The 20,379-nt window shown below is 57.2% G+C and carries 22 protein-coding genes and 1 riboswitch; of the genes, 10 read left to right on the top strand and 12 right to left on the bottom strand.

Annotated features, from left to right (window positions below):
- Nucleotides 1–22 precede the first annotated feature (22 nt).
- Nucleotides 23–619: a TetR/AcrR family transcriptional regulator gene (locus EYQ49_07780; GenBank protein ID HIG25771.1), complete on the top strand. Its 597-nt coding sequence runs from the start codon at nt 23–25 to the stop codon at nt 617–619.
- Nucleotides 620–647: 28 nt separating this feature from the next.
- On the opposite strand, the gene EYQ49_07775 is transcribed toward EYQ49_07780, so the two are convergent.
- The 3 genes from EYQ49_07775 to EYQ49_07765 are packed head-to-tail and all read right to left on the bottom strand — an operon-like array spanning nt 648 to nt 2,117.
- Nucleotides 648–1,142, bottom strand: coding sequence for an NUDIX domain-containing protein (locus EYQ49_07775; GenBank protein HIG25770.1), 495 nt, complete (start codon nt 1,140–1,142; stop codon nt 648–650).
- Entirely contained in the window at nt 1,139–1,597 is a 459-nt protein-coding gene (locus EYQ49_07770; GenBank protein ID HIG25769.1) for a transcriptional repressor, read from the bottom strand. The genes EYQ49_07775 and EYQ49_07770 overlap by 4 nt, the downstream gene beginning before the upstream one ends.
- Before the next feature lie 25 nt (nt 1,598–1,622).
- Entirely contained in the window at nt 1,623–2,117 is a 495-nt protein-coding gene (locus tag EYQ49_07765; protein HIG25768.1) for a MaoC family dehydratase, read from the bottom strand.
- 52 nt (nt 2,118–2,169) lie between these two features.
- Between EYQ49_07765 and EYQ49_07760 the strand changes: the two genes are divergently transcribed.
- Nucleotides 2,170–4,110, top strand: coding sequence for an acetoacetate--CoA ligase (locus EYQ49_07760; protein HIG25767.1), 1,941 nt, complete (start codon nt 2,170–2,172; stop codon nt 4,108–4,110).
- Here the strand turns inward: EYQ49_07760 and EYQ49_07755 are convergent.
- Together EYQ49_07755 and EYQ49_07750 are read right to left on the bottom strand one after the other, a co-directional pair.
- The gene (locus EYQ49_07755; protein ID HIG25766.1) at nt 4,100–4,978 is read right to left on the bottom strand and encodes a hypothetical protein; all 879 of its coding nucleotides are present in this window, start codon (nt 4,976–4,978) and stop codon (nt 4,100–4,102) included. The genes EYQ49_07760 and EYQ49_07755 overlap by 11 nt on opposite strands.
- 108 nt (nt 4,979–5,086) lie before the next feature.
- A complete protein-coding gene (locus EYQ49_07750; GenBank protein HIG25765.1) occupies nt 5,087–5,704 on the bottom strand; it encodes a histidine phosphatase family protein in 618 nt (205 codons plus the stop codon).
- A 47-nt stretch (nt 5,705–5,751) separates the two neighbouring features.
- On the opposite strand from EYQ49_07750, the gene EYQ49_07745 reads away from it, so the two are divergent.
- The gene (locus EYQ49_07745) at nt 5,752–6,774 is read left to right on the top strand and encodes an LLM class F420-dependent oxidoreductase (protein HIG25764.1); all 1,023 of its coding nucleotides are present in this window, start codon (nt 5,752–5,754) and stop codon (nt 6,772–6,774) included.
- 39 nt (nt 6,775–6,813) lie between these two features.
- Nucleotides 6,814–8,463, top strand: a complete 1,650-nt coding sequence (locus EYQ49_07740) for a fumarate hydratase (protein HIG25763.1) — start codon at nt 6,814–6,816, stop codon at nt 8,461–8,463.
- Here the strand turns inward: EYQ49_07740 and yqeC are convergent.
- On the bottom strand, nt 8,460–9,182 hold the full coding sequence (gene yqeC / locus EYQ49_07735; GenBank protein HIG25762.1) for a putative selenium-dependent hydroxylase accessory protein YqeC: 723 nt from the start codon (nt 9,180–9,182) through the stop codon (nt 8,460–8,462). The two genes, EYQ49_07740 and yqeC, sit on opposite strands and share 4 nt — an antisense overlap.
- A 95-nt stretch (nt 9,183–9,277) precedes the next feature.
- Between yqeC and EYQ49_07730 the strand changes: the two genes are divergently transcribed.
- Nucleotides 9,278–10,045, top strand: coding sequence for a hypothetical protein (locus tag EYQ49_07730; GenBank protein HIG25761.1), 768 nt, complete (start codon nt 9,278–9,280; stop codon nt 10,043–10,045).
- On the opposite strand, the gene EYQ49_07725 is transcribed toward EYQ49_07730, so the two are convergent.
- The 4 genes from EYQ49_07725 to EYQ49_07710 all read right to left on the bottom strand — a co-directional run bounded on the left by EYQ49_07725 (nt 10,042) and on the right by EYQ49_07710 (nt 13,778).
- Nucleotides 10,042–10,824 (bottom strand): ABC transporter ATP-binding protein, encoded by a 783-nt coding sequence (locus EYQ49_07725; protein ID HIG25760.1) that lies wholly within the window; start codon nt 10,822–10,824, stop codon nt 10,042–10,044. The genes EYQ49_07730 and EYQ49_07725 overlap by 4 nt on opposite strands.
- Nucleotides 10,821–11,864, bottom strand: coding sequence for an iron ABC transporter permease (locus EYQ49_07720; GenBank protein HIG25759.1), 1,044 nt, complete (start codon nt 11,862–11,864; stop codon nt 10,821–10,823). Before EYQ49_07720 ends, EYQ49_07725 begins: the two co-directional genes overlap by 4 nt.
- 37 nt (nt 11,865–11,901) lie before the next feature.
- Nucleotides 11,902–12,828, bottom strand: a complete 927-nt coding sequence (locus tag EYQ49_07715; protein HIG25758.1) for an ABC transporter substrate-binding protein — start codon at nt 12,826–12,828, stop codon at nt 11,902–11,904.
- A gap of 68 nt (nt 12,829–12,896) precedes the next feature.
- Nucleotides 12,897–13,043, bottom strand: a riboswitch (cobalamin riboswitch).
- On the bottom strand, nt 13,038–13,778 hold the full coding sequence (locus EYQ49_07710) for a 3'(2'),5'-bisphosphate nucleotidase CysQ (protein HIG25757.1): 741 nt from the start codon (nt 13,776–13,778) through the stop codon (nt 13,038–13,040). It overlaps the preceding riboswitch by 6 nt.
- Nucleotides 13,779–13,846: 68 nt before the next feature.
- Between EYQ49_07710 and EYQ49_07705 the strand changes: the two genes are divergently transcribed.
- From EYQ49_07705 to EYQ49_07685, 5 genes are read left to right on the top strand one after another with little or no spacing between them, the layout of a single operon-like run.
- Nucleotides 13,847–14,782, top strand: coding sequence for a ketoacyl-ACP synthase III (locus EYQ49_07705; protein HIG25756.1), 936 nt, complete (start codon nt 13,847–13,849; stop codon nt 14,780–14,782).
- 8 nt (nt 14,783–14,790) lie between these two features.
- Nucleotides 14,791–16,698, top strand: a complete 1,908-nt coding sequence (locus EYQ49_07700) for an ABC transporter ATP-binding protein (GenBank protein HIG25755.1) — start codon at nt 14,791–14,793, stop codon at nt 16,696–16,698.
- A gap of 37 nt (nt 16,699–16,735) precedes the next feature.
- The gene (gene surE / locus EYQ49_07695) at nt 16,736–17,557 is read left to right on the top strand and encodes a 5'/3'-nucleotidase SurE (GenBank protein HIG25754.1); all 822 of its coding nucleotides are present in this window, start codon (nt 16,736–16,738) and stop codon (nt 17,555–17,557) included.
- A 41-nt stretch (nt 17,558–17,598) separates the two neighbouring features.
- On the top strand, nt 17,599–18,159 hold the full coding sequence (locus tag EYQ49_07690) for a hypothetical protein (protein HIG25753.1): 561 nt from the start codon (nt 17,599–17,601) through the stop codon (nt 18,157–18,159).
- Nucleotides 18,160–18,190: 31 nt separating this feature from the next.
- On the top strand, nt 18,191–18,613 hold the full coding sequence (locus EYQ49_07685) for a hypothetical protein (GenBank protein HIG25752.1): 423 nt from the start codon (nt 18,191–18,193) through the stop codon (nt 18,611–18,613).
- Here EYQ49_07685 and rarD read toward each other — a convergent pair.
- Together rarD and EYQ49_07675 are read right to left on the bottom strand one after the other, a co-directional pair.
- Complete coding sequence (gene rarD, locus EYQ49_07680; GenBank protein ID HIG25751.1) at nt 18,602–19,483, bottom strand: EamA family transporter RarD; 882 nt, start codon at nt 19,481–19,483, stop codon at nt 18,602–18,604. The two genes, EYQ49_07685 and rarD, sit on opposite strands and share 12 nt — an antisense overlap.
- Nucleotides 19,480–20,349, bottom strand: a complete 870-nt coding sequence (locus EYQ49_07675; protein HIG25750.1) for a DMT family transporter — start codon at nt 20,347–20,349, stop codon at nt 19,480–19,482. Before EYQ49_07675 ends, rarD begins: the two co-directional genes overlap by 4 nt.
- Between the last annotated feature and the right edge of the window lie 30 nt (nt 20,350–20,379).

Here is a 20,379-nt window from a genome sequence, read left to right as displayed (position 1 = left end):
CAGTGTTTACTAGGGTGAAGCCATGACCGAAGTAATAACCGCACCCCGTTTGCCGGGCCCTGAACGCCGCAAACAACTCTTAGACACCGCACTACGGGTCTTTGCTCGGCAGGGTTACCACGAAACCTCCATGAACGCCGTGGCCAACGAAGCCGGGGTAACCAAACCGGTGCTCTACCAACACTTCGCCTCAAAACGAGAAATGTATTCCGACCTGTTGCGGGTTACCGCCGACCGTTTAGCCGATGCCATTACCCAAACCCGCCTTGACCTCGGGGCAGAAGACACTCGAAGCAAAATTGAAGCCGGCTACCTCGGGTTTTTCCGCTTCTTCGATGCCGTACCCGACGCTTTTTCGGTGCTTTACGGGCCGAGCTTGGGCCACGATCAAGAGCTCCGCCACGTCGCCCAGCGGGTGCAAGAAGAATTTGCCGCCCGTATGGCCACCTTTATAAGTGAGGTAGACCACGAAGAAGCCATCATCATGGCTTGGGGCCTCAACGGTCTTATCGAAGGACTGATTCGCAACTGGATGCACGACGGTCGCCGCCGCAGCGCCGAAGAAATGGCCGCCCTCGCCACCCGCTTAGCTTGGGACGGCATGAAAAGCTTGGCTTAAGCCTCAGCAGCCAGCACTACCCCCCTAGTCAACCGACCTCCGGGTGGGGCGAAATATCTAACGGCGGGTTTGGCAAGTTGTTGGCGGCCACCTCGGGCAAAAACTCTCTTAACCGAGTAGGCAACACCGGCACATCACTGGCCAACAACTCGTCGACCCCCCACCAGCGGGCGCCCAAAAAAGCCGCCGCCTCTAAGGCTTCTAAATGTTGCGGCCGATACTCCCCACCATCGCACCACGCCACATGAATTTTCTCATCGCTATCAAAAAAGTACCCGCCAAAAGTGAACTGCACTTGTTGGGTCCACACCACCGGGCCCATTTCGGCTTCGATACCGGTTTCTTCCCAAAGTTCTCGGGCCGCCGCCACTGCTGAATCTTCACCCAGATCAATACCACCCCCGGGGATTTCCCACCACGACGGCTTAAAAGGATCCAAAGGGTCTTCGGCGTTGACCAAAAAAATCTCGTTCGACCGGTTTAGCAACACCACCCGAGCAGCCGGGCGTTTACGGCCCATCATTGGGCACACGCCACGCAACGACCCAACAAATCGAAGCGGTGAGCATCGACTACAAAACCCCTTTGAGCAGCCGAAACAACCAGTGCCTCGATGCCTGCCTCAAACTCATCGGACACCTCAAAATCATCTAGGCGACCACACGCCGTGCATTCCAAATGATGATGATGCCCGGTTAGCGACTCGTGAAGTTCAAACCGGGTGTGGTCGTCACCTGCGGTCACTCGGCGCACCACACCAGCTTCGGCGAGTTCATTTAGGTTGCGGTAAGCCGAACTTTGTGCCAAATCTTGTTGTTGCCCCGCCGACAAAACTTCGGGCAAAGTCAACGGGCGAGCAGCAGCAGCTAGCACCTCGACCACCGCATGACGCGACCGGCTATAACGCATCTGTGCCGCACGTAAACGCCGACCAACCGTGGTATGAAGTTCTTCGCCCGTGGCATGCTGATGACCCATAACCAGAGAGCCTAACCCAAAATCCTTACTGAGAATCAGTGAGAAGATTTGGATCTCGGTGCATCAAAGCATTCCTTCGACACCGGCACACCAACACGCCATCCTGGTTGTGTACCCGATGCTCAAAAGTAACGATTCCCGTGGCCGGCATTGATGCAGAAAGCCGAGCCGCCGCGACCTCCGTTTCAAAAGACAAGGTGTCATTCAAAAACACCGGCGCCGGAAAATCCGTTTCTTCAAAACCTAGGTTGGCCACCGTGGTACCCAACGTGGTGTCGGCCACGCTAACCCCCACCGCCAAACCAAGCGTCAACAAACTGTTCACCAAACGTTGACCAAAAACCGTGGTCGCCGCAAACTCGGCATCCAGATGCAGCGGCTGCGGGTTATGGGTCATAGCGCAAAAATCTTCGTTATCGGCTTCGGTGATAGTGCGCAACAAGTCGTGTTTGATTACCAAGCCCACCGGAAGTTGTTCAAACCATCGGCCACCGGTTGTCGAAGAAGTTGTCTCGTCCATATACCCATTGTGTCTTACCGGAGGGCCTTTACCTTGGCTACGCTCCTCACCAATGGAACCACCTCTTTGGACACCCTCGCCCAGCCAAGCTCACGCCACCCAAATGGCGGCCTTCGCTGATGCCGCTGGATGCCCTCTTGACGAACTTCACCAATGGTCCGTTAACCACCAAGAAGACTTCTGGGACTTAGTGTGGAGCCACTTTGGCATAGTGGGCCACCGAGGTGACGGGCCCGCAATGATTCAGGTTGAGTCAGATCTAGCGGCCACCACGTTTTTTCCCGACGCCACCTTGAACTACGCAGAAAACCTGTTGCAACGCAACGACCACCACCCCGCACTTATTTTTTGCGGCGAAGACAACGCCACCCGCACCCTTACCTGGGCGCAACTCCACCACCTGGTGTCACAGTTGCAACAAGGGTTAGCGGCCGCCGGGGTAAAACCAGGTGACCGAGTAGCGGCCTGGCTACCCAACATTCCTGAGGCCTACGCCGTCATGTTGGCCTGCGCTTCACTGGGCGCCGTGTTCTCTTCGGTCTCGCCCGACTTTGGCACCGATGCGGTAATTGACCGATTTGGGCAGATTGAACCAAAAGTGATTTTTTGCACCAACGGCTACCAATACGGAGGCAAACGCTTCGACGTAACCGACAAAGTAAGCCAAGTAATAGCGGCCTTGCCCAGCCTGCGACAGGTAGTGATGGTGGCCGACACGCAAGGTGACCTTCCCGCAGAAGCCTTGTCGTTTGACGATTTTTGTGCAGCGCACCCGGCCCAAGAAGTGGCATTCACCCCGCTACCTTTCGACCACCCGCTCTACATCCTCTACTCCTCGGGTACCACCGGCGCCCCCAAATGCATAATCCACCGAGCGGGCGGCCTTTTGTTAAAACACTTGGTTGAGCACCGACTGCATTGCGATGTGCGCCCCTTGGACCGAGTCTTTTACTTCACCACCACTGGGTGGATGATGTGGAACTGGCTAGCCGCCGGGTTAGCGGCCCACGCGACCTTAATTTTGTACGACGGGTCGCCTTTCTACCCCGACGGGCAACGGCTTTTTGACTTAGTAGACGCCCACCAAATCACCTTGCTCGGGGTATCGGCCAAGTTCATTGACTCAGTAAACAGCGCCGAGTTGCGGCCTATTACTACCCACCGTTTGGAATCTTTGCGCACCGTTTGCTCCACCGGCAGCCCACTTTCTGCCGAAGGGTTCCGCCACGTTTATACCGACTGGAAACCCGACCTGCATGTGGCCTCTATTTCGGGCGGCACCGACCTTTGCGGCTGTCTGGTCGGCGGCAACCCCGCGGCCCCGGTGTTCGCTGGGCAAATCCAAGGAGCAGTATTAGGCCAAGACATGGCCGTGGTCGACCAAGAAGGCCACAGCGTGGCTCCCGGACAGCAAGGCGAACTGGTCTGCCGGTCGCCGTTTCCCACCATGCCACTGGGGTTTTGGGACGACCCGGAAAACCTGCGTTACCACGAAACCTATTTCGCCCGTTTCCCGGGGTACTGGCACCAGGGAGACTTCGCCGAACAAACCCCTCAAGGCGGGTTCATTATTCACGGCCGCTCCGACGCCACCTTGAACCCCGGCGGGGTACGCATGGGCACCGCAGAGATCTACCGCATCGTAGAGGCCTTCACCGAAGTGACCGAAAGCCTGGTCATCGGCCAGCAATGGGAAGGCGATGTACGGGTAGTGCTCTTTGTGGTCACCGCCAACCAGGCAACCTTGGACGACGACCTGATTCAACGGCTTCGGACAGCGGTACGCACCGGAGCCTCCCCCCGTCACGTACCCGCCGTGGTCATTGCAGTACCCGACCTACCTCACACTCGGTCAGGCAAACTGGTCGAACTGGCAGTACGCAACGTGGTCGAAAATCGGCCCGTAACCAACGCCCAAGCACTCGCCAACCCCGAAGCCCTCGCCCACTTCCAAAACCTCCCCGCCCTTCAACCCCACCCCCCTAGGGTCTGACCCCAGGTAAGCAGGTCAAGGCCGTCTGCACGCTCTCAAAACCCAACCTAAAAGACTCGTCGCGTTCCAAACTAAGGCGAGCTCGGCGCCGAATGTCTTTTACCGTCGGAGCGTTCGCCACCCCATAACGCTCAGCAACCTGCCGGTCCCTTAGCCCAGACATTTCATGAGCATTTAAAAAGAGTAAAGCCCGGTCGTTATTTCTTACCCCATTAGTTGAGTGGAAAAAATTATCGTACTGGCCGCCGGTTGCCACCAGAACTGCCGCCTCGACAAGTTCAATAGGAACCAGATTTTTTTCGCGCGAAAACTCGTAACTTTCGTCAAGGTCCTCGCCTGTTTGATCTATAAACGTTGAATATTGCTCGCCACCGGAATGAACCATCCCTAAAACCATTTGATTATCTAACCAAGATGGAGTTTGGGCCTCTCCTAAATAGGCGGCATGGCTTGACCACTCAAAACCGTTTAAAGACGGGACAAAACCATGAGCCAACGGATTTTTATGCACATAACGAACGGCATTTAGCAAGTAGGCGTCGGTGTCAATAAGTTTGGACTGAAACCGGCCACGAAATGGCGAACCATCAAAACCATGGTTTGTATTAAAACGTTGAGAATAGATGCTGGCGAACCACTTAACGCCCACAGACAAGTTCCCCAAAGGGCACCTCAACACTAGGTGATAGTGATTACCCATAAGACAATAGGCAAGGGTGTCAATGCCATGCTTTTTAGACAAGCCAGCCAACAAACCCAAAAAAAGCAGCCGATCCTCGCGATCCCAAAAAACATTCTCCCGGGATGCTCCGCGATTAACCACATGATGGATGAATCCTGCTGCATCATGTCGAAATCTCCGGGCCATGCCGTCAACTTACGCCAGGGGTGTGACAGCCCTAATTAGCCAACCTGCTTACCTGGGGTCAGACCCGAGGTAAGCAGGTTAAGTGAGAGGCGATAGTAACCAGTGTGGTTATTTTTGGTAATCGGAGAGGGGGACTTTAGCTACCTGAAGGTGCGCAAGTTCGTTCATAGAAACCACGCTGCGCTGACCCGACGAAGCAGCCATCACCCGATTCACCGAGGTGTAATGCGCCTCAAAAAACATGGGCTCAGAGATACCCAACAAATGCGCCAAATAAGCCGCCACCACCCCACCATGGCAACCCACCACCACACGGCCACCCGGATGAGCCGCAATAATCGCCTCCATGCCCGCCACCACCTGCGCCTGAAAAACCTCCGGATCCGGAATACCAGCCGCCAACATCTCTGCCCAAGCCGGCGTGCCCTTCAACTCCTCAATAGGGATGTACTCATTTTCCCCCACGTCATACTCAATAACCCGCGGCTCAATGATCACTTCTAAACCCAAACGTTGCGCCAACGGAGCCACCGTGCCCTGCGCCCGCAACTTCGGACTGGCATAAACCGCCGCAATAGGAGTTGCCGCCGGACCACCAACCAACCAGTCGGCCAAAGCCTCCGCCTGACGCTCCCCCAACACCGACAACGCCGGGTCAGCCTCCAAACCAGAAGCCGAATTATCTACTCGAAGCGGCAAACCATGACGCACCAACAAAAGTTCCATAGTCGCCAACGCTAGTCGCCCCGAACTACCGGACTAACATCCGCAGCATGAAAATAGACAGCGGAATCAACATAAATAACCCCGGCGACCTCCAAGACATCGCCCGCGACGCCCAAGCCATCGAGGCCTCCGGCTACGCCGGCGCATGGACCGCCGAAGTAGCCCACGACCCCTTCCTCCCCCACACCATCGCCGCCGAACACACCGAACGCATCGAACTCGGCACCTCCATCGCCGTCGGTTTTGCCCGCAACCCCATGCTGCTAGCCAACCTTGGCCACGACCTTCAGCGCTACAGTCAAGGACGCTTCATCCTGGGCCTCGGCACCCAAATAAAACCTCACATCACCAAACGCTTCTCCATGGAATGGTCCCGACCCGCCGCCCGCATGCGCGAAATGGTTTTAGCTATCCGAGCCATATGGGAAAGTTGGGACAACAACACCCCCCTAAAATTTCGCGGCGAATTCTACCAACACACCCTCATGACCCCCTTCTTTGATCCCGGCCCCAACCCCTACGGGTCGCCCAAAATATTTATTTCCGCCGTAGGACCCCTCATGACCGAAGTAGCAGGCGAAGTCTGCGACGGCATCATCTGCCACTCCTTCACCACCGAGGCCTACCTCCGACAAGTCACCCTCCCCGCCCTACAACGCGGCCTCGACACCGCCGGCCGCAGCCTCGCCGACTTTGAAATATCGGGCCCCGGGTTCGTCGTCACCGGCCGAAACGAAGAAGAAATAAACAAATCCGCCACAGGCGTTCGCCGACAAATCGCTTTCTACGCCTCCACCCCGGCTTATCGGCCCGTACTCGAAATGCACGGATGGGGCGACCTGCAAAGCGAACTCAACACCATGACCAAACGCGGCCAATGGGCAGAGATGGGGGCACTCATTGACGACGAAATGCTCGACACCTTTGCCATCGTCGGCGAACCCCACCAAATAGCCGACAAAATAAACGCCCGCTGGGGCGACTGCGTTGACCGCATGTCCTTTTACCAAGCCGGCAGTTTTCAAGACCACGAATTTTGGGCACCCATCTTGGACGACCTCACCAACTAACCACCCCGGCCCGCCAAAAGGTGCGGTACCGTAAAGACTATGAGCGATGCCCCCTTTGACTACGCCGACCTCTTACCCCTCGACGTAGACCCCTACGACACCACCAACTTTCGTCAACTCACCACCGACGGGGTGCGTCAAGTAACCGGCCCCAACGGGCGCACTTTCCTCGAAGTAGACGACGAAGCCATACGATTCCTCACCGCCACCGCCATGCGCGACATGGCCCACCTGCTGCGCCCTGCCCACCTGGCCCAAGTAGCGGCCATCCTCGCCGACCCCGAAGCCTCCACCAACGATCGATTCGTCGCCACCGAACTCCTCCAAAATGCCTGCATCGCCGCCGGCGGAGTGCTCCCCTCTTGCCAAGACACCGGTACAGCCATTGTCTCTGCCAAAAAAGGCCAACAAATACTCACCACCGGCGACGACAAAAAAGCCATCTCCCACGGGGTCTACGACACCTACCAAACCTCCAACTTGCGCTACTCCCAGTTGGCCCCCCTCGACATGTTCACCGAACGCAACACCAGTAACAATCTGCCCGCCCAAATAGAAATAGAAGCAGTCCCCGGCGAGGCCTACAAGTTTCTTTTCATCGCCAAAGGCGGCGGCTCCGCCAACAAAAGCTTTCTCTACCAAGAAACCAAAGCGCTCCTCAACCCCGAAAACCTAGAAAAGTTTTTAGATGAAAAACTCAAAAGCCTCGGCACCTCTGCCTGCCCGCCCTACCACCTGGCCGTAGTAATCGGCGGCACCTCAGCCGAACACACCCTAAAAACCGCCAAATACGCTTCCACCCATTACCTCGACCACCTGCCCACCCAAGGCAGCGAAAGCGGGCACGCCTTCCGCGACCTGGACTGGGAAGAACGCATATTAGAAATGACCCACAACTTCGGCATCGGTGCCCAATTCGGCGGCAAATACTTCTGCCACGACGTACGGGTAGTTCGCCTACCCCGCCACGGCGCCTCCAACCCGGTAGCCATCGCCGTGTCATGCTCCGCCGACCGCCAAGTGCTGGGCAAAATCACCGCCCAAGGCGTCTTTCTTGAACAACTCGAAGAAAACCCCGCCCACTACCTGCCCGAAGTAACCGAACAAGACCTGACCAGTCAAGTAGTGGCCATCAACCTTGACCAACCAATGGAAGACATTCGAGCCGAACTCTCCCGCCACCCCGTAACCACCCGGCTCGCCCTAACCGGCACTTTGGTCGTGGCCCGCGACATCGCCCACGCCAAAATTTCTGAACTCCTCGAAGACGGCCAACCCATGCCCGACTACCTAAAAAACCATCCCGTGTATTACGCCGGCCCCGCCAAAACCCCCGCAGGATACGCCTCAGGCTCCTTTGGCCCCACCACCGCCGGACGCATGGACGCCTACGTAGAACGCTTTCAAGCCGCCGGAGGCAGCCTGGTCATGTTGGCCAAAGGCAACCGCTCAGCCCAAGTAACCGAAGCCTGCGCCCGCTACGGCGGTTTCTACCTCGGCTCTATCGGTGGCCCCGCCGCCCGCCTCGCCAAAGACTGCATCAAAAAAGTAGAAGTCCTGGAATACCCAGAATTAGGCATGGAAGCCGTTTGGCGCATCGAAGTAGAAGACTTTCCGGCCTTCATCGTGGTTGATGACAAAGGTGGCGACTTCTACAACGAAGTCACCACCGCCGTCACCCTTCGCTAACCCTGACGAACCTCAACCACCCCACCGGGCGGCGGCACCAGGAGCACTCGTTCCGGGGCACCATCAGCCGCCAACAAGAGGTCAGCCAACCGCCCAGCCTCTGCTCGCCGCTCCTCGGTCATCTTGGTCAAAGCCACCACAAACCGGGCCTCAGGTGGCAAACATTTTCGCCCCCCAAAAGCATCGGTGGCTAAAACTGCCAGCAACTCTGGCGTTACCGTTGCCTCTTGGCTTACCCCCAACAAGGCAGCCGTCACCTCTGGGCGATGCGCCGCCTCCGCCAAAGATTTACCCAAGGCATCCAGGCCCATGCTGAGCACCACCACTGTGGCGGCCTGAGGGATCACCGGTTCGTGAACGGCCGGTGCCTTTACCGGATGCCGACGTGCACCATCCGCCTCTACCAACATCCATCCGGCCCGTTCGGCAAAGCGAGCATCAATGTCTTCAGGAGTGCGCCCCACCACTCGGTGGCCTTGCACCTCGCCCACCCAACGCAACACCAAATCATTAGGCAACTGCTCTGACCCCTCCACCGTAAACAAACCACCGGTCTCTTCCGCTCCCATCTTGGTAGTGGTAGTCACCACCGCCGGACGCCCCGCCGCTACCGCCTCTTTAGCCAAAGCAAACACCAAGGTGGTCTTACCCCCGCCACCTACGACACAGACCATTTCATACTCGCCGAGTGCCAAAGCTTGCGTAAAAATTCCTGCCATAAAAAGATTCTGCCCTATTTACCTGACAAATGCTTTTTAATGCGCGAAGATGAAAGTGCAAGCACACAACCAACTACTTCAAGCGGGAGAGTCACTTGGTCAAGCCACATGCCATCAGCGAAGTTGAACTTCGAGTCACCGGAAGAGTTTCTTCCCAAGACCGAGAACTTGCCCTGAATAAGATTCGAGCCCTTTGCGAGTTGGGCCACGAACCGGTCTTAGACGCCGTGGTAAAACTAAAAGTCCGTCCCAAGGCCACACTGGAACTTCCCTCCATTGCCGAAGCCTCGCTCAACCTCAATGGCGACCTGGTGCGAGCCCACGCCGCCGGCCAAACCATCGGTGAAGCCATCGACCTGCTCGATGACAAACTTGGGCGACGCCTTCGCCGCCGCCGCAAGCGTTTCGAAGACCGCCGCCACGACGCTGAACCAGAAAACCGAGGCCACACCCCGGGGTACGTTGAGCGTCCCCACGACGAACGAGACGTAGTGCGCCACAAAACTTTAGCCATGCGCCCGGTCAGCCTTGAAGAAGCAGCCGACGAAATGGACCAGTTGGACCACGACTTCTACCTCTATCTCGATGTGGATCACGACATTGACCGGGTCATCTACCGCAACGGCGACGGTGAACTCCATGTCGCACCTGCCGTAGACGGCGAGAACCTCCCCGGAGACACCCGGCCCTCCATCTACTCTGGCCCGCTGGTCTTAAACCACCTGCCGCTGCTAGACGCCGAACGTCTTCTCGACCACGGAAACGAACCCTTCGTCTTCTTTGCCGAAACAGCCAAAGGAAGAAGCCAAGTACTTTACCGACGCTTCGACGGGCACTACGGGCTCATAACCCCAGCAGTTTAAGCAAGGTTACCCCGCCGCACCGGCACCACAATGGGGCCCGATGGGTCATCAATAACCCGTACCTGGGCTCCATAAAAACGCCCCACGTTTTCATTAGTCAAAACCTCTGTGGCAGAACCAGCAGCCACCACCTGGCCCGCATCAAGCATGACCAGTTGGTCGGCGTACTGGCCAGCCAACGTCAAATCATGCATGGTGGCCAACACCGTTAACCCACGTTCGGCACGCAGGCGATCAACCAAATCCAGCATCTCTTGCTGATGGCCAATATCTAGCGCCGTAGTCGGCTCATCTAGCAACAGCACCGGCGACCCTTGAGCCAAAGCCCGAGCCACCACCACCCGTTGACGCTCCCCGCCCGACAGAGTCTCTACCACTCGACCCGCCAAAGGGCCCGCATCGAGATCTTCTAACGCTGAGGTAGCGAAAACAATGTCCGCTTCTTTCTCTGCTTCAAAAAACCCTAAATGCGCAGTGCGACCCAACAACACATAGTCAAGAGCCAGCATGCCTGACGGGATTACCGGCTCTTGCGGCACCAGCGCCACCCGGCGAGCCAAAACCCGGCGAGCCAAAGAGTCAACCGATTCTCCCAGCACCTCTACTTTGCCCGAAGCCGACACCAAACCGCCAACGGCTCGCAACAACGTGCTTTTTCCCGCCCCGTTTGGCCCCACCACCGTAACCCACCCGCCAGCGGGGACCTCTAGGTCAACACCATCGAGCACCGGAACCCCCGAATACGAGACACGCAGCCCACGGCAAACGACAGCAGTCATCGAGTCCCCCGAGTGGAACGCAAAATCAAAACAAAGAATGGCGCCCCAAGAAAAGCCGTAACCACCCCGATGGGGATTTCCGCCGGCTGCAAAGCCAATCGAGCCACCAAATCAGCAGCCACCATAAAAGCCCCACCGAACAACACCGTCAACGGCAAAATCACTCGGTAACTCGAACCGAACAACAAGCGAATGGTGTGCGGGACAATGATGCCCACAAAACCAATCAACCCGCTAACCGACACCACGGCCGCCGTACCCAACGAAGCAGCCAACACAGTAACCAAACGCACCCGTCGCACATCAAGGCCCAACGAACCCGCTTCCTCATCGCCCACCCCCAAAGCATCCATGCGGCGGCGAACCAACAAAATGACCGTCAAGCAGACCACCACATACGGAGTAATGAGCAAAACCTCGTTCCAACCCGCCGTACGCAATTGACCTAAAACAAAAAAGTACACCTGACGAATAGTCTCTGAGTTTCTTTGCTGCACAAAGGTCTGTACCGCCGTGAAAAAACTGGCCACCGCCACCCCTGCCAACACCAAACTGGTTACCGGGTCGAGCCGGCCACCAGCAGAACCAACCAAATAAGTCAACGCCACCGCCGTCAATGCGCCCGCAAACGCCATCATGGGAACTGCATCGAATACCCCGATGCCATCACCTAACCCCGCCACAATGGCCGTAGTAGCCCCGAACCCGGCACCGGCCGCCACCCCCAACAGATAAGGGTCAGCCAACGGGTTACGAAACACTCCCTGGTAAGCGCCACCCGCCGTGCCCAACATGGCTCCCACCATCAAACCCAAAACCACTCGGGGCAAACGAATCTCCCAAATAATAGCTTTTTGCCGCACCCCTAACCCAGAATCCACATCCACTAATGGCAAGCCATCAAAGAGTTCTCGCAGTACCTCGCCCACCCCTAAAGAAGCGGGGCCCATGACCAAACCAGCCAACGAAGCAGCGACCACCGCCGCCACCCCGGTAGCCACCCACCACGATCGGAGCCCCGCCGGCTGCCGCCGGTGCATTGCCTCGGAACTCCGATCTTGGTTGGTCACAAATTTTCTACTCAGCAGTCAAGCCTTCTAAGGCCGAAGCCACCCCGGCCAAAAAGTCCACCACTCGCGGACCCCAACGACCAGCAGTTTCATCAAGGTCAATCACCTGACCGTTGATTACGGCCGACAATGAACCCCACGCCGGGCGAGCGGCCAGAGTTTCCAGCGACTCCCCCCACTGCGCATCATTAAGAAAAATGACGTCGGGGTCGGCGTCAAGAATGTATTCCGGCGAAAGCTGCGGATATCCCCAACCCTCTTCGTCAGCCAGGTCAGCAATGTTCTCTAGCCCCAACAAAGCATAAAGTTGCCCCACGAAAGTCACCGACGTAGCGGTATACAGCGTGCTGTCAATCTCATGGAAGTAAGTAAGGCCAGCACCAACTTGGCTTTCTGCCAAAGCAAGCAAACCAACTTTTATCTCTGTATTGACAGCCGTTGCTTCATCAACATGGCCGGTCAGATCACCCAACTCAACGATCTGAACGTAGGTGTCTTCAAGGGAGTAAGCCGCACTCTGGCTAAGCACCGTAATACCTAAAGCCTCTAAGCCCGAAACCAAGTCACCTGGGTCATAAGAAATGATCACCAAGTCTGGGTTGTATTCAGCAATGGCTTCTACGTTCGGGGTGAAACCCGACAAATCGCTCATTGGCGCATCGGCTGGGTAAGTGGATTGGTCATCTACGGCGACCACTTGGTCACCGGCGCCGATGGCAAACAAGATTTCAGTAGCAGTGGGCGACAACGAAATTATGGCCACAGGAAACTCCGGAGCCGGAACCTCCGTAGTGGTCGGGGCGGCCGTAGTGGTCACCCCAGAAACTGATAAACCAGAAATACCTTCAGATGACCCACAAGCCGCTCCAAAAAATATCAAGGCAGCCAAAACGGCCGAGTGCCGGACAAGCCGACGAGACTCAACAATTTTCATAATTATCTCCTGTCTGTCGAGGTACGGCGCAGACAGGAAACCTGCCGACGACCACTCTTCCTCGAGAGTTGATGTCGATACCCGGTGGCCGGTCGGCCTGGCTCATTCGGAAAAACCGAACATACAGTTGCGGGACAGCGCCGGAATCTCACCGGCTTCGCCTCGCCACAAGGTGGGGTCAGACTATCGCCCTCACCACGAAAACGCTGCTACTCCCAAGCCAAGGCTTGGCGAGATACCTCGGCAAACTCTGGGCGGCTAATCAACAACCCCGCTACCACCGGGCGCCTCTTATTAAAATGCAGGGGTTGTCCATCTACTCCAGAAACTGACAAACCCGCAGCTTGCGCCACCGCCGCCGGTGCACAAGCATCCCACTCGTAAAGGCCACTGGGGTGCACATAAACATCTACCAGACCCGAAACCACCGCCATGGCCTTATACCCCGCCGAACCGCACGCCCGTACCACTCCGCCAATGGCTCGGGCTACCTCTTCGGCTTCGCCCCACTGGCTGCGGCTGGTGATCACCACGGGCTGTTGACGAAGCGAAGGCCTCCCTAACGGGCTCTGGTTCGTACCAAAAACCTGGTTATCTACCGGCAACGAGACCGCGGCAGCCGTTGATGTGCCCCCCACCACCAAAGCCACATGTACTGCCCATTCGCTGCTCCCCGGGCGGCCATAATCATGGGTCCCATCCAACGGATCAATAATCCAGGTGCGTTCCGCCCCTAAACGCAACCCATCATCGGCTCCCTCTTCAGAGAGAACCGCATCACCCGGGCACAAAGCAGAAAGCCGCTCTATTAAAAACTCGTGAGCCACCCGATCGCCAAGCGCTTGCACCTCACGGCCCGACCGGCCCGCAGTTTGCGCCTCCTCGCGGGTTTTCACCAACAATTCGCCAGTTTCTCGAGCCAGCAACCCGGCAACTTCGTGATCATCCATGGGAAAGCGACCCTAGCGGTCCCCGCGCCCCGCTAGCGTGTTGACCAACAACACTTGAGGAACTTTTAATGGCACATGGACGTATAACTGGCTGGGCCAGCAACCTTCCCGAACAGGTGCTAACCAATGACGAACTGTCGAGCATGGTAGATACCTCTGATGAATGGATCACCGCCCGTACCGGCATCAAGACACGCCATATCGGGGGCAAGGTCACCGAAATGTCAACAATCGCCGCCGAAGCCGCTATGGCCATGGCTGGCGTCACCGCTGACCAGATAGACCTCCTGGTACTCGCCACCACCAGCCCCGACCAACAAATGCCGGCCAGTGCTTCGGTAATCCAAGACAACCTCGGCTTGACCTGTGGTGCTTTCGACCTCAACGCCGCCTGCTCAGGTTTTGTCTACGGTTTAGTAACCGCTATGCAGTTCATCGAAGGTGGGCTCGAACACGTGTTGCTTATCGGCAGCGACGCTTTAAGCCCTATGGTCAACTGGGAAGACCGTGGTACCTGCATCCTTTTTGGTGATGGGGCCGGGGCCATAGTGCTTGAGCGCAGCGCCGACCAACCCTCCCTGCTGGGGTGGGACTTAATGTCTAACGGCGATGCCGCCGACCTGTTGTACTGCGATCACGGCGGCAAAATCATCATGCTGGGCAAAGAAGTTTTCCGTAAAGCAGTTTTAGCCATGGAAAGCGCCTCGCTAAACGCCATGCAACGGGCCGGGGTCAGCGCCGAAGATATCTCGCTGGTCGTCCCCCACCAAGCCAACGTACGCATCATCGAAACAGCCCTAAAAAGACTCGGCATCCCTTTTGAAAAAGCAGCCATGGTGTTAGAACACACCGGCAACACTTCTGCCGCCTCTATCCCTCTTGCCCTGGTCGATGCCTTAGACCACAGCCAGATAAACCCCGGAGATCTCATCCTGATGGTGGGCTTCGGCGCTGGCATGTCTTCAGCCGCCGCCGTAGTGCGGTGGGACCCACCCCAGAACTAACCTTTCCCATGTTGACCGCTACGGGGTTATCCCGCTCCTTTGGGCCCCGCACCCTGTTCACCGATGCTTCCCTGCAACTCGGCCCGGGGCGTCGTACCGCCCTAATCGGCGGAAACGGCACCGGCAAAACCACTTTGTTAGAAGTTTTAGTGGGCCTTCAAGCCCCCGACCACGGCAAGGTACATCGCCCCAAAGATCTGCGCATCGGGTACCTCCCTCAAGAACTTCCCGTAGAAACCGGGCGCTCAGTTTTTCAACAAGTCATGTTGGGAGCCGAACAAGTCACCCACCTCGCTGGCGAAATCGAACGCCTTGGCCAACTCCTAGCCACCACTTCAGGCGAAGAACAAACTCGAGCCCTTGATGCTTTCGGCGAAGCTCAATCCCGGTTTGAACAACTCGGCGGATACGCCGTAGAAGCCGATGCTCACCGCATACTCTCCGGCCTTGGGTTTGACCCCGGCGACCACGACCGCCCCATGGACGAAATGTCCGGCGGTTGGCGCATGCGGGTGGCTTTAGCCCGCTTACTACTTTCTGCCCCCGACCTGTTGGTCATGGACGAACCCACCAACCACTTAGACATTGACTCGGTTTCGTGGCTCGAGCAACACCTCGCCGACTGGCACAGCGGCTTATTGTTCGTTAGCCACGACCGAGACTTCATCGACGTAGTCGCTAACCGGATAATCGAACTAGCTGGCGGGCGCGTCACCGAATATGTCGGCGGGTTCGCCGATTTTGTTTTAGCCCGCGAAGAACTACTCATCGCTCAACGAGCGGCCGCCGCACAACAATCGAAAAAAATTGCGCAAACAGAACGCTTCATTGAACGCTTTCGCTACAAAGCCACCAAAGCCCGGCAGGTACAAAGCCGCGTCAAATCCCTCGACAAACTCGACCGCTTAGTCGTAGACGAACCCGAAGCCGCCGCCACCCGTTTTGGCTTTCCCGCTCCCCGCCGTTCCTCACGCTTAGTAACCCAACTCAAAGACGTCACCGCTGGCTACGACGACGACATCATTCTCCGCGACGTCAGTTTTTCTGTTGAACGAGGCCACACCGTGGCTTTAGTAGGGCCCAACGGCGCCGGAAAAACCACGTTGGTCAAACTCATCACCAAAAAACTCGCCCCCTTAGAGGGCGAAGTAACCATCGGCACCAACGTAGATATCTCCAGTTTTGATCAACTCCAAGCCGAAGTACTCGACCCTCGCCGCACGGTCATTGAAGAGTTCAAAACCATCCCCACCGTAGACGCCGACGGGCGCAACCCCCGTACCTATCTGGCTTCCTTTGGCTTTCGCGGCGACGCCGTAGACCGTCGAGTAGGTGACCTTTCGGGGGGAGAACAAACCCGCTTAGCTCTCGCGAAAGTATTGGCCGTACCCGTCAACTTGCTTATTTTAGATGAGCCCACCAACCACCTTGATCTCCCCAGTTGCGACGTGCTCGAAGACGCCCTCCATGCTTACCCAGGCAGCGTGGTACTCATTACTCACGACCGGCACCTCATCCGTTCGGTAGCCGACTCACTGGTTGAAATCCGCGACGGCCACGCCACCTGGCACGAAGGAGTACCCGAACGAGTGCTTTACCCCGCCCAAAGCGCCACCCTTTCCAGCGACCCAAAAGCCCGTCAAGCAGCGCAAAAATCCAAAACCAAAGAACCCAAAAAAAACCACCAAAAAAACCCAGCCACCAAACTTCAGCGCCGGCTTAAACGAGCCGAACAAGACTGGGAAACCGCCGAAGCCCACGTGTTAACCACCCAAGAAGTTTTGGCCGACCCCGACCTCTACCAAGACCCCGAAAAAGCCGCCGCCTCCGTAGCCGACCACGACACCGCAAAAGACGAAGCAGCCCGCCTTATGGCCGAGTGGGAACGACTCAGCACAGAATTAGCCAACCTCTGACCCTTAGACACCCGTTGCTGGCGGCTACCGTCAAGCTATGCGCATTTTGGTAACCAACGACGACGGCATTGACTCTTTAGGCCTCCACGAACTGGCCCGATCGCTCACTGACCTTGGTGAAGTAACCGTGGTCGCCCCCGATCAAGAGTACTCCGGAGCCGGAGCCGCCCTCGGAGCAGTACACCTCATCCGCCCCGAAGTACATGAAGCACAGGTAGCAGGCATCGATACTTCATGGTCGGTCAGTGGCCCACCGGGGCTTTGCATTATTTATGCCCGCTTGGGGCTCTTCGGTGACCCCTTTGACCTGGTGGTGGCGGGCATAAACCCCGGCACCAACGTAGGGCGCTCGGTCTACCATTCGGGCACCGTGGGAGCGGCCCTCACCGCCCGAAACGGGGGCATCACCGGTATTGCCATAAGCCAAGCGGTAACCGACTGGGGTGTAGAAGGCCAAGCAGCCAGCGACGTACTTGACCAACAAATTTGGTCATCGGCCGCCGAGGTGGCTCGCACCGTCACCGCCGGCGTGATCGCCAACCCACCAGACAAAGCCTCGGTACTCAACGTCAACGTGCCCAACTTGCCCGTTGAAGAAATGGCCGGTTGGCGCCACACCACCGTTGGTTTTGTACCCATGCGGGCGCTGGCCCAAGCCACCATGGTCCCCAAACCCGGTCATGCTGGCAGTTACGGCGTCGATATGAACTGGGGCGAACCCACCCCCCTGCCCCCCGAAACCGACGGTGGCGCTGTAATGAACGGGTACGTGAGCCTGACCTGGTTGGGGGCTATCCCCACCGAGCCACCACCGCCGGATGACCCTGCCGCCGCCGCTCTTAAACAACTTTTTTCTTAGCTTTGCCAAATACCACCAACCCAGACCAACCCGTTTGGTACGTGGCCTATGGATCCAACCTGTGCGCCGAACGCATGTTGGCCTACCTGCGCGGGGCCGAACAAGACGCACTTTGGGGCTTCCAACGTGGCGCCGCCAACCCCACCCCACCCAGCGCCGACCAAAGAATCGCCGTGCCCCACCCGGTGCGCTTCGGCGGAGATAGTCAACGCTGGGGCGGCGGGGTGGCTTGGTGTCCGCATCAATCCTTAGCCCCACAAGACCTCCCGCCCATAGGGCGGGCTTGGCGCATTACCCGTGGACAGTTGGCCGATGTGGTGGCTCAAGAAAACCAGCAAGAAACCAGCGACGTTTTCCTGCCTGATGACTTTCCCCCGGCTGGCCAAGCCGTCTCCACCTTAGAAGGGTGGATAGACCTGCTAATTAGCCTTGAGGACCTCAACGGAATATCGGCAGTAACCCTCGGGTCAACCAACCCGCCGGATCCTGGGCCACCCGGACCGGCCTATCGAGCAGTATTGGCCACCGGAATGAGCGAAATGGGCTGCACCCCCGCTGAAATCAACCAGCATCTCAATGCTTTAGATCAAACCCCAAGGTGAAATCTGTCGCCAGAGAAGGCACACTGTTTACATGAACATTGTGATCATCCATCAAAGCCGCACCGGCAACACTAAACGAGCCGCCGAACTCCTCGGGGGCGCCGCCGAAGCCACCGGAGCCACCGTGGCCGTGCGACCGGTAACCAACATTGATCTCACTGAGTTAGCCGCCGCTGACCTCGTATTTGTTGGCACCTGGGTAGATGGATTAATACTTTTTGGTCACCGCCCGGGAGAACCCAGCAAAGTACAAAGCATCCCGAAACTCTGGAACAAAAAAGTTGCCGCATTTATGACCCACGCCGTCAACCCCGGCAAAGCCGCCGACAAACTCTCTACATTGCTCGAAGAACACGGCGCAGACGTCATTGCTGCTCGGTCCATGAACCGGCGCAATCTAGAAACCGAAGCGCCCGCCTTTGTCGCCGACGTTCTCGCTGCTTTAAACGCTTAAACGGTTTCGGCGCATCACCGCCACCGTGTCGACGGCGAACAAAAGCACCGCCACCCACACCACGAGGTAGCCCACCAGTTGCCCACCGTTTATGGTTTCGCCGTAAACCAGTACCCCCAACAGCAACTGCAGGGTGGGGGCAAAATACTGCATCATGCCTAACGTTCCTAAGGTCACTCTTTTCGCAGCCCCGGAAAAAAGCAACAGCGGGGCTGCCGTAAACGCTGCCGTGGCCATCAACAAAACACTGTCGCCCGGCACAGAAACTCCCATCACCCCGTGACCGGTTGCGGCACGCCACACCAAAAAACCCAAGGCCGGCACAGCCATAAACATGGTCTCGAGGGTCAAGGTGTCGAGGGCAGGGCGGCCCACTGTTTTTTTCACTAACCCATAAAAAGCAAAAGTGAAAGCTAAAGACAACGACACCACCGGCACAGCCCCCACTGCTACCGCCAGCCAAAGCACGCCGGCAAAAGCAACGCCAATAGAAACTTTTTGCAGCCGGCGGAAAGTCTCACCCAAAAACACTGCGCCCAACAACACGTTGACCAATGGGTTCATGAAGTAACCCAAACTGGCTTCCACCACCCGATCATCGGCTATCGCCCATACAAAAATCAGCCAGTTGCTAGACAGCAAAGCAGCGGCCGCCAACTGCAACCGCCGCTGGCGGCCGTCACCCAGCATCTGGCGAAAATCACCCCAAGAGCGGCGGACCGCTTGAACAACCGCCAGCAAAAGAAACGTCCACACCATGCGATGGCCGGTCACATCCACCGAAGACAGATGAGAAAGTTGCTTCCAAAAAACCGGAACCAACCCCCAAAAAAGGTAGGCCGTCATGCCCATTGCGATACCACGGTTCATCGAGGAGCCGCCTCAATAGGGCGAGAAACCACCATGGTTAAGGCCGCCAAAACCAACCCCATACCGGCCGCTTGCCAACCGCCGATACTTTCACCCACCAAAACCCAGGCATACAACGGGGCTACCACGGTAAAAAGCAAATTAATCAAACTAATCGCCACCAGCGTGACCTGACCGTGGGCGTAGTTAGTCAACCAATGACCGGTCCCCGGGATAGCAGCCATTAAAAGCACCGGCCCCCATTCGGCGCCCGAGGGGGGCGCCAAGTTTTGGCCCATCAACAAAGCAAACGGTATAACCACCAGCACCGCCGTCAGGGTCAAGCCAAGTTGGTAGGTCATGGAGTCCAATACTTGGCGAGCCTTTTTTGAGACCACAAAGTAGGCGCTAAACAAAAGCATGCCCGCGAGGGCCAAGAGGTTTCCTGTTCGACTAGCCACCCCATCGCCACTGGAGGCAACCATAGAGAGGGCCACCCCACCCATAGCAACCAACGACCAAAGATAAATCGAACGACGCGGTCGTTCTCCAAAAAATGGCCCGGCAATCCCAATCAATACCACCGGTTGCAGCGCACCGATCATGACCGCATTAGCAGCACTGGTACGACGCATACTCAAAACAAAAAATACTAAGTTGACGCCAAACACTAAGCCACCAAGTAGCGAACGGCGCCAGGCTTCCCAACTAAAGTGTTTCCCGCTGAATCGCAAGGCAACGGCGTAGCCCAAAGCCGCCGCCGCCAAACGCCAAAAAATAAAAGTCATTTCGGGTAAATCCGAAATCTTTACGATGCTCGGACCCGTGGCCAACATCAATACCGAGAGCACGGCCGCCGACCGCCCGATCGTTACCTTCCGTTCCATCCCCCCACCCTGCCACGAAGAACCTCGCAC

The organism is Acidimicrobiia bacterium (assembly GCA_012959995.1).
Classification (GTDB): Bacteria; Actinomycetota; Acidimicrobiia; order Acidimicrobiales; family MedAcidi-G1; genus MedAcidi-G2B.
This window is presented reverse-complemented; position numbering and strand designations above follow the sequence as displayed.

Coding starts and splice junctions, on each gene's coding strand:
- EYQ49_07725 (HIG25760.1), bottom strand. CDS start 10,824: ATGACTGCTGTCGTTTGCCGTGGGCTGCGTGTCTCGTATTCGGGGGTT.
- EYQ49_07700 (HIG25755.1), top strand. CDS start 14,791: ATGTTGACCGCTACGGGGTTATCCCGCTCCTTTGGGCCCCGCACCCTG.
- EYQ49_07675 (HIG25750.1), bottom strand. CDS start 20,349: ATGGAACGGAAGGTAACGATCGGGCGGTCGGCGGCCGTGCTCTCGGTA.
- EYQ49_07710 (HIG25757.1), bottom strand. CDS start 13,778: ATGGATGATCACGAAGTTGCCGGGTTGCTGGCTCGAGAAACTGGCGAA.
- EYQ49_07715 (HIG25758.1), bottom strand. CDS start 12,828: ATGAAAATTGTTGAGTCTCGTCGGCTTGTCCGGCACTCGGCCGTTTTG.
- EYQ49_07780 (HIG25771.1), top strand. CDS start 23: ATGACCGAAGTAATAACCGCACCCCGTTTGCCGGGCCCTGAACGCCGC.
- yqeC (HIG25762.1), bottom strand. CDS start 9,182: ATGGCAGGAATTTTTACGCAAGCTTTGGCACTCGGCGAGTATGAAATG.
- EYQ49_07755 (HIG25766.1), bottom strand. CDS start 4,978: ATGGCCCGGAGATTTCGACATGATGCAGCAGGATTCATCCATCATGTG.
- EYQ49_07720 (HIG25759.1), bottom strand. CDS start 11,864: ATGCACCGGCGGCAGCCGGCGGGGCTCCGATCGTGGTGGGTGGCTACC.
- surE (HIG25754.1), top strand. CDS start 16,736: ATGCGCATTTTGGTAACCAACGACGACGGCATTGACTCTTTAGGCCTC.
- EYQ49_07685 (HIG25752.1), top strand. CDS start 18,191: ATGAACATTGTGATCATCCATCAAAGCCGCACCGGCAACACTAAACGA.
- EYQ49_07760 (HIG25767.1), top strand. CDS start 2,170: ATGGAACCACCTCTTTGGACACCCTCGCCCAGCCAAGCTCACGCCACC.
- EYQ49_07775 (HIG25770.1), bottom strand. CDS start 1,142: ATGATGGGCCGTAAACGCCCGGCTGCTCGGGTGGTGTTGCTAAACCGG.
- EYQ49_07705 (HIG25756.1), top strand. CDS start 13,847: ATGGCACATGGACGTATAACTGGCTGGGCCAGCAACCTTCCCGAACAG.
- EYQ49_07765 (HIG25768.1), bottom strand. CDS start 2,117: ATGGACGAGACAACTTCTTCGACAACCGGTGGCCGATGGTTTGAACAA.
- EYQ49_07740 (HIG25763.1), top strand. CDS start 6,814: ATGAGCGATGCCCCCTTTGACTACGCCGACCTCTTACCCCTCGACGTA.
- EYQ49_07750 (HIG25765.1), bottom strand. CDS start 5,704: ATGGAACTTTTGTTGGTGCGTCATGGTTTGCCGCTTCGAGTAGATAAT.
- EYQ49_07770 (HIG25769.1), bottom strand. CDS start 1,597: ATGGGTCATCAGCATGCCACGGGCGAAGAACTTCATACCACGGTTGGT.
- rarD (HIG25751.1), bottom strand. CDS start 19,483: ATGAACCGTGGTATCGCAATGGGCATGACGGCCTACCTTTTTTGGGGG.
- EYQ49_07745 (HIG25764.1), top strand. CDS start 5,752: ATGAAAATAGACAGCGGAATCAACATAAATAACCCCGGCGACCTCCAA.